The following is a 13,209-nucleotide window of genomic DNA, read 5'->3' on the forward strand; positions in this document are numbered from 1 at the left end:
ACCATGGCGCGCTGGGGAACTACTGAACGGGTCGTTGCCCGGCACAAGCCGAAGGTCAACGAGCATCATCTTCACGAAACAGGGTTGCCGGCCGACGGTCGGCTTCGCCTGCTCAGCTTCAATATCCAAGTGGGTAACAGCACCGAACGCTACCGGCACTACCTGACCCGGGGTTGGCAGCATCTGCTGCCCCACAATGGCAGAGCCGGGAATCTGCAGAAGATCGGCGATCTGCTGCGCGACTATGATCTGGTCGCGTTACAGGAAGCTGATGGCGGCAGCCTGCGCTCGGGCTACATCAATCAGGTCGAACACCTCGCCCAGCTCGGTTCTTTTCCGTACTGGCACCAGCAACTCAATCGAAACCTTGGACGCCTCGCCCAGCACAGCAATGGCGTGCTCAGCCGTTTGCGTCCGTGGGACATCGAAGACCATCCGCTGCCAGGCCCCGCCGGGCGTGGCGCCATTCTCGTTCGCTTCGGCGAAGGTCCGGACGCGCTGATCGTAGTAGTCATGCACCTGGCACTGGGCGCGCGGACCCGTACACGGCAGCTCGCGTACATTCGCGAGCTGATTGGCGGGTATCGCCATCAGGTGCTGATGGGCGACATGAACACCCACGCCAATGACCTGCTGCAAACCTCGCCACTGCGCGATCTCGGCCTGCTCGCCCCGCAGATCGAAGCGACTTTTCCGAGCTGGCGTCCGCAGCGATGCCTGGACCACATCCTTCTGAGCCCGACCCTGACCCTTGAAAAAGTGCAGGTACTGGCGCAGCCCATTTCCGATCATCTGCCCGTCGCGGTGGAGATTCGCTTGCCGGCCTCATTAATCGGTGACTCGCTGCCGATAACAAGCACATCTCCTCGCGGACCTGTGGAATGACCGACGAAGCGCAGCGCTGGAAAGAAAAGTACCTCAAGAGCATCGAGCAGCAAGACAAACTGGAGCGGCGCTGGAACGCGCGGCTCGACTTGCTGCGTCGAGGCCTCGTGCGCAGCAGCCTGGCGGCCGAAGGTGCCGACAAGGCGGTTGATGCGTGCATGAAGGAAATGCGCGAAATCGTTCGCAAGGACGACATGGACGCAGGCCTGGCAGCCTTGATTCCGCGCCTGGAAAAAGCGGTGCTGGACTCCGAACAGCGTCGCGAGCAGCGCGTCGAGCAGATGGGCACGGCGTTGACCTCGCTGGTCACGCAGTTGCAGGCGTTGCCGCTGCCGAAGGACGTCAGCAAGCCGCTCAAGCGATTCGCCAAGAGCCTGGAAGATCGCATTACCCAAGCCCGTGAGCTACCGCTGCTATTGAGCGAGTTGAGCGGACTTCAGGGGCAGGCGCTGTCGCAGATCGAACACCCGGATGAAGCGTCCCGCCCGGGTTTCCTGCAGCGATTGTTCGGCAGTCACCGTGAGGCTGGCAGCGAAGGTGATGAGTCGGCCCCGTTGCCCCATTCCGTTACCGAGCCGGCCGGGCTGCAGGCTTCCGATGATGCGCCTCAGCATCCAGCCTCCGTGCCGGAAGCTGCCCCAGAGAACACTGAGCTGGAGGCTGAACTTCGCAGCACCGTCCCGCCGGTCCCTCAGCCTGTCGCCGAAGAGCCCGAGCGCTCCATCCCGACGCCCCCCTTGGAAGTTGCAGTCCAGCCGGTAATGCCCGAGCCCGAGCCCGAGCCGGCCCGGCCAGACCAAGAGCCCGAGACGCCGCTCCACACCGCTGATGTCCCACAGGCCTCCGCCGCCGAGTCTCCCCACGACGAAGCATCCGAGCCTGCGGCTGAAGCGCCCTCTCCCGATCCCGAAGAGATTGCTGAAGCCGTCGTTATTGCCGACGACATCGAAGTCGTCGCTGAAGACGAAGAGCCTGACGAGACCATCGGCGAAGAGGACAGCTCCTACGCGCTGCCCTCCTCGCCCGAGCCGAGTTACAGCTCGGTCGCCGCCCATATCGAAGAAACACTGCTGGGTCTGCTCGACGAACTGACGTTGCCCGAACACCATCGTCCGCAAGCCGAAGCCATGCGCGCCCGGCTTGAGCATGGGCTGAACTGGTACGAACTCCTGCCGATCCTCGACGATCTCGCCGTGCTGATGCTCGCTATCACCGACAGCGGCCAGCACGAATTCGAGGCTTATCTCAAGCAGCTCAACGAGCGCCTTGAGTCGTTTCAGAGCGGCTTGCTGGCTGCCAGCGAAGACCACGCCGATCAGCATTCGGCGTCACGTCAACTGGACCATCAATTGCGTGAACACGTCGACGATCTGCAAACCAGTGTGCAGCAGGCGGCCGATCTGGACAGCCTGAAGCACGTGTTGGAAAGCCGTCTCGAAGGGCTGATTGGCACCATGGATCATCATCAGCAGCAACGCGATCAGCGCGAACAGGAAGTCGCCACCCGCCTGCAAGCCCTCTCCAGCCGCGTGGCAACGATGGAGCAGGAAGCGCTGGGCTTCCGGGTTCATCTGGAAGAACAACGGCAGAAGGCGCTGATCGACACACTGACAGGCCTGCCGAACCGCGCGGCGTGGAACGAGCGGCTGGAGCATGAGATCGATCAGTTGCAGAGGAAGCGTTCAAGCCTGCTGCTCGGCATTCTCGACCTGGATCACTTCAAGCGCATCAATGACGGTTACGGCCATCTGGCGGGCGACAAGGTCTTGAAGATCATCGCCGGTCAGCTGCGAAAGCGGTTACGGGCTTCGGATTTCATTGCGCGTTTCGGCGGAGAAGAGTTCGTGATCCTGCTGCCGACCACGCCGATGGATGAGGGGCTGGCGCTGTTGGAGCGTCTGCGGGAGGGCATCGAACAATGCCCGTTTCACTTCAAGGGCGAGCGGGTGACGGTCACGGTGTCCATGGGCATCACGCTGTTCGCTCTGGGTGAGCGCAGTGATGTGGTGCTCAAACGTGCGGATCAGGCGCTGTACCGCGCCAAGCACGAAGGACGTAACCGTATCGAGCAGGGTTGAACGCTTCGTCTGGTTGGCTGCGTAGGCTTGATGCATTTTTGAATGCGCCGCCGACGTTACGTTACACTGTTGCATTATTTGCCTACACGTCGTGCCGCCATGAAGTCTATTTCCGCCCTGTTTCTGTTGTTGCTGCTGACCGCTTGCAGCAGCGGTCCGAAGATCGACACCAGCCACCCTTCCGTCAATTTCGACAGCCGCGTGCAGTTCGTGGTGGTTCATTACACCTCTGCTTCCCTCGACCGGTCGCTGGCCTTGCTGACCCACGGTGAGGTCAGCGCGCACTACCTGATCGGCGACGGTCCGGCCACCACCTACAAGCTGGTCGACGAATCCCAGCGCGCATGGCACGCCGGTGAAAGCGAATGGGACGGGCGCACCTGGCTCAACTCAAGCAGCATCGGCATCGAGATCGTCAATCCGGGCTATCGCGACACGCCTACGGGTCGGCTTTGGTATCCGTACAGCGAAGCGCAGATTCAGGCGCTGATCGTTCTGCTCAAAGACATCGTCAAACGCAACCACATCGAACCCCGTCACGTCATTGGTCACAGCGACATCGCGCCGTTGCGCAAGCTCGATCCGGGACCGTTGTTCCCATGGAAGCGGCTGGCCCAGGAAGGCCTGGGCATCTGGCCGGATGAACAACAGGTCGCACAGCGTCAAACCCAGTTGATGGGCGTCGTACCAAATATCGTGTGGTTCCAGCAGCAACTGGCGCTGCTGGGTTACCCGACGCCGCAGACCGGTGAGCTGGACATCGCAACACGTCACACACTGGCTGCGTTTCAGATGCACTATCGACCACAAAAATTTGACGGTGAGCCGGATCTGCAAAGTGCAGCTATGCTGCAAGTACTTAACTTCAGGCACTAAATTCCGCTAATTGCCGGTTTTTTCGGACTATTTCTGCGCTTGTTGCTATACCTCAGTGGTTATGGAAATCCCACCATCTGGATGACTGCCGATGTTCACGGCGACGCCGCGACTGCGCTCTTTACTTTATCGTCCCTGGCTTCTGGCATTAGTGGCCGCGCTGTTAAGCGCGGCCGTCTTGCTGGCGGGCAGCTTCGGGCTGGCGATGCATCAGGCCCGGCAGGACGAACGTGCCCAAATGAATGCACAGGGCGAGCGCTTTCTGGTGCGATTGGAGCAATTATTCGGTCAGTTGAGGGCCGGGCTCGATCAACTTGAAGTGCAGCCGTTGCGCGGTTGCAGCCCCGCAATGATCGAGCAGTTACGTCAGGTGAACTCGCGCTACCGTTTTATCTACGAAGTGGCGTACGTCAGCGAAAGTCAGTTCTGTTCAAGCTGGACGCGGCAGAGCCTGATTGGCAAGCCCAGGCCGCCGGACATTCGCGGCCCCACTTATGATTACTGGCTGAATACCTCCACCCAGCCTGACGACAACCTGGCTTCACTGATGCTCGGGCGCGGGGAGTTTCGTGTTTCCACCTCCCGCGGCCATTTGACTGACGTCGTTGACCTGCCGGCGGGCGGCAGCCTGGTGGTGGTGTTAGATCGTGGCTCCAAGGCAGTCCCGGTCCTGGGCCCGCCTCAGACATGGCCGCCCACGCCGGACTGGTCGCCGACCTCCACCGAAACGCTGATGTCCACCCAAGACAAACTCGTCTACCGGATGCCGACCCAGAGCCCGGAATATCAACTGGTCCTGATTACCCCGCGCAGTGCCTTGCAACAGAAGATCACCGGTGCGTGGTGGCTGCTGGTCCCGGCCAGCCTGTTGATTTCGTTGTTCATCGGCATTCTCGTCCTGCAACTGGTGCGTCAACGGCAGTCATTGGGCGGTGAGCTGCACGGGGCATTGCGCCGCGGAGAGCTGAAGGTTTTGTATCAGCCGATTTTCGACCTCAACACGCGGCTGTGCGTGGGCGCCGAGGCGTTGGTGCGCTGGCGGCGACCGGACGGCACGTTGACCAGTCCTGACCTTTTTATCCCGCTGGCGGAAAACACCGGGCAGATCCGTCAGATCACCGATTTCGTGCTCCAGCAATTGCTGGAGCAGCTCGGCCAGCTTTTACGCGCCAATCCGCACCTGTACGTGTCAGTCAATCTGGCAGCGTGCGATGTCATGGCCCCACGCATCGGCCGAGTGACGGCGAAGCTGCTGGCGTTACACCGGGTGGCGCCTCGGCAGATTGCGTTTGAAGTCACTGAGCGTGGCCTCGTGGACGTGGTAGTCGCGCGCAATCATCTTCAGGCGCTGCGCGATCGGGGCCATCAGGTGTTGATCGATGACTTCGGCACCGGCTATTGCAGCCTCGCCTATCTGCAGACGCTGCCGGTGGACTGTTTGAAAATCGACAAGGCGTTTATTGACGCCCTCGGCCACGATGCCGCGAGCAGTGGCGTGGCGCCGCATATCATTCGGATGGCCCATGCGCTGCAACTGCGGGTGATCGCCGAGGGCATCGAGTTCGAGTCACAGGCGATGCTGCTGAAAAGCGAAGGGGTGATGTATGGCCAGGGCTGGCTGTTCGCCCGGCCCCTGAGCGCGACCAAGTTCACTGAACTGGTGACCGGCGGCAGACGCAGCGCCGGGCGGCGTGCGGATGATGTGGCGTAGCGCAGCAATGCCGGTCTAGAGCGGCAGCGCCATGTAGAACTGCGTACCCTGCCCAGGTCGGGAATACACGCCCATTCGCCCGCCGTGCAACTGAACGATTTCCTTGCACAGGGCCAGCCCCAGGCCTGCCCCACCTTTCTTGCGTCCAACCTGAACGAAAGGCTCGAAGATTCGGGCTTGCTGGCCGTAGGCAATGCCCTCGCCGTTGTCTTCCACGCTGATGATCAACCGCTCGCCATGACGCCGCGCCTGCAAGCGGATCAGGCCGGATTTCGGGGTATGGCGCAAAGCGTTATCAAGCAGGTTGTCGAGCACGCGGTCCAGCTGCGCCTTGTCCGCCTGTACCCGCGGCAGTGGCTCCTGGGTTTCCAGCAGCACCATGACGTCCTGATCGTGGGCGGTATCGGCGAAGCGCTGACGCGCCGCTTCGAGTAATTCGTTGATGTCACAGGGTTCGAGCGTCAGCTTCTGCAGGCCGTTCTGGTAGCGCGAGAAGTTGAGCAGGTCGTTGATCAACTGCATCAGGCGCTGCATTTCTTCATTGACGGTGTCGAGCAGGTCCTTCTCTCGCGAATCCGGCGGGAAATGCACGCGCTCCTGAAGCAGGCCGAAAGCCATGTGCATGCCGGTGACAGGCGTGCGCAACTCGTGGGAAGCGCGCAGCACGAACTCGCTGCGGACCCGTTCGAATGCCCGCTGCTCGGTGACGTCGTGCAGCACCATCACGGCGCCGACGATGTGCCCTTTGGTGTGGCTGACCGGCGTGAGGCTGTAGGTCAGCAGGCGGACTTCACCGTCGATCTCGATGGAAAGGTCATCGGGTGCCCGTTCCAACGTGCCGCCGCGCAACACCAGATACAGCTGCTCGTCCAGTTCCGGGCGTTGCAACGCTTCGCCGAGCCCTTGGCCCAAGCGGCTTTCTTCCCAGCCCAACTGCCGTTGCGCGACCGGGTTCAGGTGCTCAAGCCGCCCTTGTCGATCAATCATCAACAAACCGTCGTCAATGCTGTCCAGCACCGCCTGTAAGCGCTGTTGGCCGGCGAGCAGTTCATCGACATTGGTTTTCTGATGCTGGCGCAACGCGTCGGCCATCATGCCGAAACGGTGAGTCAGGAGATTCATTTCATCCGACGAGGATGTGGGCAGCGTAACGTCGAAATCCCCTTGGGCAATCCGGTCCGCCGCCTTGGCCAGCTGCTCGATGGGACCGCCGAAACGCCGGGCGATGCCGTGGGCAGTGACGAAGCCGATAACCAGCACCGCCAGCCCCACCAGTCCCAGCAGCGCGGAAACCCAGAGCGCTCGCGATCTTGACGCAGTTTCAGCCTGGCTGATGTTCTCAAGCGCCTGACGATGGGCGTCGAGCAAGCCGTTACGCAACGTGTTGAACGCCTCTGTCACGGCCTCATCGTCGCGGATCGCGTCACCATGTTCGCTGGATTGCTCAATGGTTTTGACGAAGCGGGCGTAGTTCACCCGTGCCGCTTCGAATCCGCTGGGAACGCCGGTCTGCTGATCATGATCAATGCCCTGATCGAGCAGGTTCTGGAACTCCTCCTGATTGCGCTTGATCGCCGCTTGATCGGGGTTGTCCTGGAGCATCAAGACCAATTGGTCGCCCAGGTTCTGTCGCAGCTTCAGGCCGATATCGAGGGTGATGAAGTTGTGCCGAATTGATGATTCCTGAGATTTGGCCATCTGCATGACGCTGACGAGCCCCAGCACCAGCCCCAGCAGGGCAACGGTGATAAGCGCGGAAATACTCAGGAAGAGTCGGGTGCGCAACTTCATCGCAAACATCATCGGCGCCCTGTCACAGGTTGTACTGCTTGCGTTTTCGGTACAGCGTCGAGGCGTCGATGCCCAGCGTGCGCGCGGCCTGATCCAGCGTATCGCTGGTGGCCAGTACTGCGCCGATGTGGGCTTTCTCCAGCTCATCCAGGCTCAACGCTGCGCCGACACGCGGGGCATTGTTGACCGGTTGTTCTGCCATGCCCAGATGCGTGATTTCGACTTTTTCCTGTGGGCAGATAATGCTCGCCCGCTCGATCACGTTACGCAGCTCTCGGATGTTGCCGGGCCAGCGGTAGTTGAGCAGCGCACTGCGCGCCTGTTCGCTGAAGCCACGCGCCGGGCGGCTGTATTCCTTGACGAAGCGCGCCAGAAAGCGGTCCGCCAGCGTCAGGATGTCTTCGCTTCGTTCGCGCAGCGGCGGCAGGTTCAGGGTGATCACGTTCAGGCGATACAACAGGTCCTCGCGGAAACGCCCTTCGCGGACCATGTCTTCAAGGTTCAGGTTGGTCGCCGCCAGGATGCGCACGTCGGCACGACGGGTGACCGGGTCACCGACGCGTTCGTATTCCTTGTCCTGAATAAAGCGCAGCAGTTTCGGCTGCAACGTGAGCGGGAAGTCGCCGATTTCATCAAGGAACAACGTACCGCCGTCCGCCTGATTCACCCGACCGAGGGTGCTTTCGCTGGCGCCGGTGAAGGCGCCACGGCTATGGCCGAACAGTTCGCTTTCCATCAATTCGGCGGTGAGCGATGGACAGTTGATGGTCACGCAGGCCTTCTTGGCGCGCTTGCTCCAGCCGTGAATCGCCCGCGCCAACTCACCTTTACCCGTACCGGATTCGCCGAGGATAAGGATGTTCGCGTCAGTGTTGGCGACTTGGCGGGCGGTTTCGAGGATCGCCATCATCGACGGGCTGTGTGAATCAAGGCCGTCCTTCGGTTTGCGTACTTCGCCTTCCAGCGCTTCGAGTCGCGCGGACAACTGGCGGACTTCAAGCTGCTTGGCAGTGGCGAGGCGCAGTTGATCCGGGCTGCAGGGTTTGACCAGGTAATCGGCAGCGCCGGCCTGTATCGCATCCACGGCGGTGTCGACCGCTGAGTGCGCAGTCACTATCACCACGCGCATCCAGGGCGCCTGCACGCGCATTTGCGCCAAAACGTCCAGCCCGTTGTCCTCGCCCAGACGCAGGTCGAGGAAGCACACATCGAATACCTGACGCTGCAGCAGCGATTCCGCCTGCGCCGCGCTGTTGGCGGTGGCTACGCTGTAGCCCTCGTCTTCCAGGCAATAACGGAAGGTGCGAAGGATGGCGGATTCATCATCCACGAGCAGAATACGGCCCTGATTCTCAGCGGCTGCTTCCATTTTTCCTACGCTCCTCAGTGAATAGTCTGTGTTAGTCCCGGAAAGATCGGGCAAGTTGCATGGTTCATTCTGATTGATTCTTTACGCTGCATGGTAGCGATCTTCTGAAAAAAGCCGTTATGCGCTGATCCATGGCAGGGCACGTGGGATTACCGTTGCCCCGAATCTCCATGTGGGCAAAATCAGGCCGCGCCGAACATCTGGGCGAAAGACCAGTCTGTCCAGAGGTACCTTTTGCAATTGTCTGGAGATTCCCATGCCCCCGTTGAAGAAGATCGCCCTGGCCATCACTACCGCCAGCCTGCTCGGACTGACGCCCGTCATCGCTCACGCCGCAGCCGCCGATCTGCCGACCCAACTGGCCGAAGCGCGCCAAGAGGGCTCGATCTGGACCGCCTTTGCCCTGAACCGGCATTTGAGTCCCTTCAAGATCAGCGTGGATGTGGAACAAGGCACAGCAATCCTCAAAGGCAAGGTCGAAAACCAGGTCGACAAGGATCTTGCGGCGCAGATAGCGGGCGACATTCAGGGCATCAACAAGGTCGATAATCAGCTTGAGATCGATCCGCAGGTCGCGGCCGATCCGGGCACCAAAGCCACCATGGCCCAGCGTTTCGACGACGCAACGCTGATAGCAACCATCAAATCCAAGCTGCTTTGGAACAGCGTGACCGAGGCATTGAATATCGATGTCAGCGCTGCTCAGGGTGTCGTCACCCTTAAGGGGCAGGCGAAAGACGCAGATGCCAAGCAGCTGGCCGGAAGCCTGGCCACCAATACGGACGGCGTGACGGAGGTGAACAACCTCATCAGCGTCAGTGCGCGAGATACCCAGGCCATCAAAGAGCAGAGCGAACTCCAGGCCAATGCCGTTCGCGAGGAATTCAGCGATGCATGGATCACCAGCAAGGTGAAATCCAGCCTTATATATAGCCGCACCCTCGATGGCTTGAACATCAAGGCTGAGACCAAAAACGGAGTAGTCACGCTGGACGGTGTGGTGGCCAATTACGCCGAGAAGGAACTCGCGGTCGAAATCGCGCGCAACATTCGCGGGGTTAAAGGCGTCGATGCCGACACGCTGCGCGTCACGGCGCGCAGTGCAGGCTAGAGCGTTACGCGGCGGTCGAATGACGGTTCTGAGATTAGAAATTACATCCTGAATGAATTCGGCCGCCAACGTGGTGTCAGGCCGTTCGTGCATTCCGCACGATGGCAAATGTTCAATCGTGCAGCTTGCGCGTAAGACGCTGCCGGGTGGTAGTTATAAGTTATTGATTTATAAAGGTTTATTGGCCTGCAGAAAGCTGGCACACGGCGTGCAATACCCTTGGTAACAAAGGCCCGAACAGACGGCCGACAAGATTGCCAGGAGTCCGCTGAATGAACGCTCAACATCTCGCCAACAAACTGCGTATCTCACCTCTGCATTTGCAGCAGGTTTTGTTTGCCAGTCTGGCGCTGATGATCACGCTCATTGGTGTGCAGCAGTTCAATCACTGGAATCAGAAGCAGGAAGTGACTCAGGTCCACTACTCCCATGCCCACACCGTACCGTTTGCCAAGGCAAGTGCGCTGAAAGCCTCGGATGTCGCCCTGAGCATGCAAGTTGATGACGCGGCCGCTACTCCTGATGAAGCGCCACGTCAGCAAAGCTGGGTTTTCTGAACTTCCGGGTCGAAGACGCGATCTACCCCGAGGGTCATTCCGACGCCTCGACGTAGCAAAAAAATCAATAAACAGTAAGGAGATTCACCATGTTGAGTTGGGCAATAACATTTCTGATCATCGCTATCGTTGCAGCCGTCCTTGGTTTTGGTGGTATCGCAGGTACTGCTACCGGCATTGCCAAGATCCTGTTCGTGGTCTTCCTGGTTATGTTCGTGGTGTCGTTCTTCTTTGGCCGTCGCGGCCGAGGCTGAATATGGGCTTCAAGCATTTCCATGCACTGACATTGGCGCTCCTTGGGAGCGCCAGCGTTACAGCTATGGCGGCCAACGACGGTCAGTCTCGGGCGAACGAGCTTTTGAGCTCCAATCCCGAGTACCGCGAGACGTGGTCGAGCGTCGTGAAGAAGGAAGAGCGACTGCCCGACTGGGTGATCAATCTCTCTGGTGCCGCGGAGCAAATGAACGCCGTGACCGAAGACGGTGACAAGTATCTGGTAGGGCCGCTCTGCGAAACCCAGGACACTTGCCGCAACAAGCGTCTCATCGTCGCTTTCAGTCTCGACAAATCCCATGCTTACGCCATGTTGGTCGAGGTGCCGGCGGGACTTCCCGCAGACAAATCGCCGACGCGTCATGCGGATTACCGGTTTTTGGGCAAACCGGACGAAGGCATGCAAGGCCTTCTGAAAGAGCAGCTCAAGAAAGACCCGAACTGGTACTGATTTGAATGAGGGGAGACCTGTCCCTGACAGACCGTCCTGATAGGCGCGCAGCCCGAAGACGGTGCGCGTATGACCAAGGGGCCGGGGCGTTACGGTCAACGGAGTGATTGAAGCGTCCTAGGTGTACAAGGAGTACTCCCACACGTGGGCCGGGTCAGGCAAGCCGCAACGCAAGTCCATCGTCCGATACGGTTTTAGCCTTTATCCGACAGTGGACTTGTGAGGCGCAAATACCCTCTATTCCCTCAAAGGTCTCCGGTCTTCAAGAGTCCTACAGAGCTGCTTCTACGTTTCCTACGACCGTATATCGCCAAAAATCCCCCGCTTAAATGGCTTGTCGGCCACCTTTGACCAATCTGTCATATTGCCACCACGCCTCGCGTAAATCGGCTACAGGCGACGTTTTAGCCACTTCTCAGCATTCTCCAGTCAACTACGTTCGCCCTCTTTTGGCGCACTGCAACGTAAGTGATTGATTTTCATCATGCCGATTCGGCATGGGGTAGTTATTTACGGCATTAGACGATGACAGTCACCGTGGGAATAGTTGCGCCTTTTTCGCCTGCTCAGAGCTCGGATGCTCGCCTGCGGCCACTTACGAGACAGTCCTGACGGCGACCGCGGCGTCGCGCTTGCTGGCAAGCGCAATGATGAACGTGTGGTTGGGGGATGTCCCGGCAATGACAACAAGGTAATGACATGAAGAAGGCAAAACTGAGCCTCGCCTGGCAGATCCTCATCGGCCTGGTCCTGGGTATCACCATCGGCGCCGTCCTGAACCACTTCAGCACCGAGAAGGCCTGGTGGATCAGCAACATCCTGCAGCCGGCGGGCGACATCTTTATCCGCCTGATCAAAATGATCGTTATCCCGATTGTGATCTCCTCTCTGGTCGTAGGCATTGCGGGCGTTGGGGACGCCAAGAAGCTTGGCCGCATCGGCCTGAAGACCATTCTCTATTTTGAAGCCGTCACCACGATCGCCATCGTTGTGGGTCTGCTGCTGGCCAATGTCTTTCATCCCGGCACCGGCATCGACATGAGCACGCTGGGCACGGTGGATATCTCGCAGTACGAGAAGACCACCTCCGAAGTGCAGCATGACCATGCCTTCGTCGCGACGATCCTCAATCTCATCCCGTCGAACATCTTCGCGGCGGTCGCCCGTGGCGACATGCTGCCGATCATCTTCTTCTCGGTGTTCTTCGGGCTGGGCCTGTCGAGCCTGAATGCGGAAGTGCGTGATCCACTGGTTAAGGTCTTCCAGGGCGTGTCGGAGACCATGTTCAAGGTCACCCACATGATCATGAATTACGCGCCGATTGGCGTGTTCGCGCTGATCGCCGTGACAGTCGCCAACTTTGGCTTTGCCTCGTTGCTGCCATTGGCCAAGCTGGTGATTCTGGTTTACGTCGCCATCGCCTTCTTTGCCTTTGTGGTGCTGGGCCTGATTGCGCGCCTGTTTGGCTTTTCGGTGCTGAAGCTGATGCGCATCTTCAAAGATGAATTGGTGCTCGCCTATTCCACCGCCAGCTCCGAGACCGTGCTGCCGCGCGTGATCGAGAAGATGGAAGCGTACGGGGCGCCCAAGGCCATCAGCAGCTTCGTGGTGCCGACCGGTTACTCGTTCAACCTCGACGGCTCGACGCTGTACCAAAGCATCGCGGCGCTGTTCATCGCGCAGCTGTATGGCATTGATCTGTCAATCGGCCAGCAGTTGATGTTGGTCCTGACCCTGATGGTGACGTCCAAGGGCATTGCCGGTGTACCGGGCGTATCGTTTGTCGTGCTGCTGGCAACCTTGGGCAGCGTGGGCATTCCGCTGGAAGGCCTGGCGTTCATTGCCGGCGTCGACCGCATCATGGACATGGCGCGCACCGCGCTGAACGTGATCGGCAACGCACTGGCGGTGTTGGTGATCTCGCGCTGGGAAGGCATGTACGACGACGCCAAGGGCGAGCGCTACTGGAACTCCCTGCCGCACTGGCGCGGCAAGGACCCTCTGCCGACGGGTCAATCGACGGTGGAGTAATCACTGTCTGGCGTAAATCAGCAAACCCTGGCCCCGGCCGGGGTTTGTTGTTTCTGCCCCCGCCGTTATCATCGCC

General features: G+C 59.7%; 11 protein-coding genes. 9 read left to right on the forward strand and 2 right to left on the reverse strand.

What is annotated here, in order from left to right; translation table 11 throughout:
- The first annotated feature begins 3 nt into the window (after window positions 1-3).
- The 4 genes from ABEH28_RS26130 to ABEH28_RS26145 all read left to right on the forward strand — a co-directional run bounded on the left by ABEH28_RS26130 (window position 4) and on the right by ABEH28_RS26145 (window position 5,550).
- Window positions 4-885, forward strand: a complete 882-nt coding sequence (locus ABEH28_RS26130; RefSeq protein WP_346631477.1) for an endonuclease/exonuclease/phosphatase family protein — start codon at window positions 4-6, stop codon at window positions 883-885.
- Complete coding sequence (locus ABEH28_RS26135) at window positions 882-2,963, forward strand: diguanylate cyclase (protein ID WP_346631478.1); 2,082 nt, start codon at window positions 882-884, stop codon at window positions 2,961-2,963. Before ABEH28_RS26130 ends, ABEH28_RS26135 begins: the two co-directional genes overlap by 4 nt.
- 99 nt (window positions 2,964-3,062) lie before the next feature.
- A complete protein-coding gene (locus ABEH28_RS26140) occupies window positions 3,063-3,839 on the forward strand; it encodes an N-acetylmuramoyl-L-alanine amidase (protein WP_172610133.1) in 777 nt (258 codons plus the stop codon).
- A 91-nt stretch (window positions 3,840-3,930) separates the two neighbouring features.
- The gene (locus ABEH28_RS26145) at window positions 3,931-5,550 is read left to right on the forward strand and encodes an EAL domain-containing protein (RefSeq protein ID WP_346631479.1); all 1,620 of its coding nucleotides are present in this window, start codon (window positions 3,931-3,933) and stop codon (window positions 5,548-5,550) included.
- Window positions 5,551-5,565: 15 nt separating this feature from the next.
- Here the strand turns inward: ABEH28_RS26145 and ABEH28_RS26150 are convergent, their stop codons facing one another.
- Window positions 5,566-7,353 (reverse strand): KinB sensor domain-containing domain, encoded by a 1,788-nt coding sequence (locus ABEH28_RS26150; RefSeq protein ID WP_192174449.1) that lies wholly within the window; start codon window positions 7,351-7,353, stop codon window positions 5,566-5,568.
- Between the two features lie 10 nt (window positions 7,354-7,363).
- A complete protein-coding gene (gene algB, locus ABEH28_RS26155; RefSeq protein ID WP_192174450.1) occupies window positions 7,364-8,710 on the reverse strand; it encodes a sigma-54-dependent response regulator transcription factor AlgB in 1,347 nt (448 codons plus the stop codon).
- Between the two features lie 256 nt (window positions 8,711-8,966).
- On the opposite strand from algB, the gene ABEH28_RS26160 reads away from it, so the two are divergent.
- The 5 genes from ABEH28_RS26160 to gltP all read left to right on the forward strand — a co-directional run bounded on the left by ABEH28_RS26160 (window position 8,967) and on the right by gltP (window position 13,133).
- The gene (locus tag ABEH28_RS26160) at window positions 8,967-9,821 is read left to right on the forward strand and encodes a BON domain-containing protein (RefSeq protein ID WP_346631480.1); all 855 of its coding nucleotides are present in this window, start codon (window positions 8,967-8,969) and stop codon (window positions 9,819-9,821) included.
- 272 nt (window positions 9,822-10,093) lie between these two features.
- The gene (locus ABEH28_RS26165) at window positions 10,094-10,378 is read left to right on the forward strand and encodes a hypothetical protein (RefSeq protein WP_192174452.1); all 285 of its coding nucleotides are present in this window, start codon (window positions 10,094-10,096) and stop codon (window positions 10,376-10,378) included.
- An 89-nt stretch (window positions 10,379-10,467) separates the two neighbouring features.
- The gene (locus tag ABEH28_RS26170) at window positions 10,468-10,632 is read left to right on the forward strand and encodes a DUF1328 domain-containing protein (RefSeq protein WP_002555679.1); all 165 of its coding nucleotides are present in this window, start codon (window positions 10,468-10,470) and stop codon (window positions 10,630-10,632) included.
- Window positions 10,633-10,697: 65 nt separating this feature from the next.
- The gene (locus ABEH28_RS26175) at window positions 10,698-11,102 is read left to right on the forward strand and encodes an inhibitor of vertebrate lysozyme family protein (RefSeq protein ID WP_244656044.1); all 405 of its coding nucleotides are present in this window, start codon (window positions 10,698-10,700) and stop codon (window positions 11,100-11,102) included.
- A gap of 699 nt (window positions 11,103-11,801) precedes the next feature.
- A complete protein-coding gene (gene gltP / locus ABEH28_RS26180; RefSeq protein ID WP_346631481.1) occupies window positions 11,802-13,133 on the forward strand; it encodes a glutamate/aspartate:proton symporter GltP in 1,332 nt (443 codons plus the stop codon).
- The last annotated feature ends 76 nt before the right edge of the window (window positions 13,134-13,209 follow it).

This window comes from Pseudomonas sp. Ps21-P2, assembly GCF_039672565.1.
GTDB lineage: Bacteria > Pseudomonadota > Gammaproteobacteria > Pseudomonadales > Pseudomonadaceae > Aquipseudomonas.

Bases quoted from the DNA above. Each gene is read 5' to 3' on its own strand.
- ABEH28_RS26145 (WP_346631479.1), top strand. From the start codon at position 3,931: ATGTTCACGGCGACGCCGCGACTGCGCTCTTTACTTTATCGTCCCTGG.
- ABEH28_RS26165 (WP_192174452.1), top strand. From the start codon at position 10,094: ATGAACGCTCAACATCTCGCCAACAAACTGCGTATCTCACCTCTGCAT.
- ABEH28_RS26170 (WP_002555679.1), top strand. From the start codon at position 10,468: ATGTTGAGTTGGGCAATAACATTTCTGATCATCGCTATCGTTGCAGCC.
- ABEH28_RS26130 (WP_346631477.1), top strand. From the start codon at position 4: ATGGCGCGCTGGGGAACTACTGAACGGGTCGTTGCCCGGCACAAGCCG.
- gltP (WP_346631481.1), top strand. From the start codon at position 11,802: ATGAAGAAGGCAAAACTGAGCCTCGCCTGGCAGATCCTCATCGGCCTG.
- algB (WP_192174450.1), bottom strand. From the start codon at position 8,710: ATGGAAGCAGCCGCTGAGAATCAGGGCCGTATTCTGCTCGTGGATGAT.
- ABEH28_RS26150 (WP_192174449.1), bottom strand. From the start codon at position 7,353: ATGATGTTTGCGATGAAGTTGCGCACCCGACTCTTCCTGAGTATTTCC.
- ABEH28_RS26135 (WP_346631478.1), top strand. From the start codon at position 882: ATGACCGACGAAGCGCAGCGCTGGAAAGAAAAGTACCTCAAGAGCATC.
- ABEH28_RS26140 (WP_172610133.1), top strand. From the start codon at position 3,063: ATGAAGTCTATTTCCGCCCTGTTTCTGTTGTTGCTGCTGACCGCTTGC.
- ABEH28_RS26175 (WP_244656044.1), top strand. From the start codon at position 10,698: ATGGCGGCCAACGACGGTCAGTCTCGGGCGAACGAGCTTTTGAGCTCC.
- ABEH28_RS26160 (WP_346631480.1), top strand. From the start codon at position 8,967: ATGCCCCCGTTGAAGAAGATCGCCCTGGCCATCACTACCGCCAGCCTG.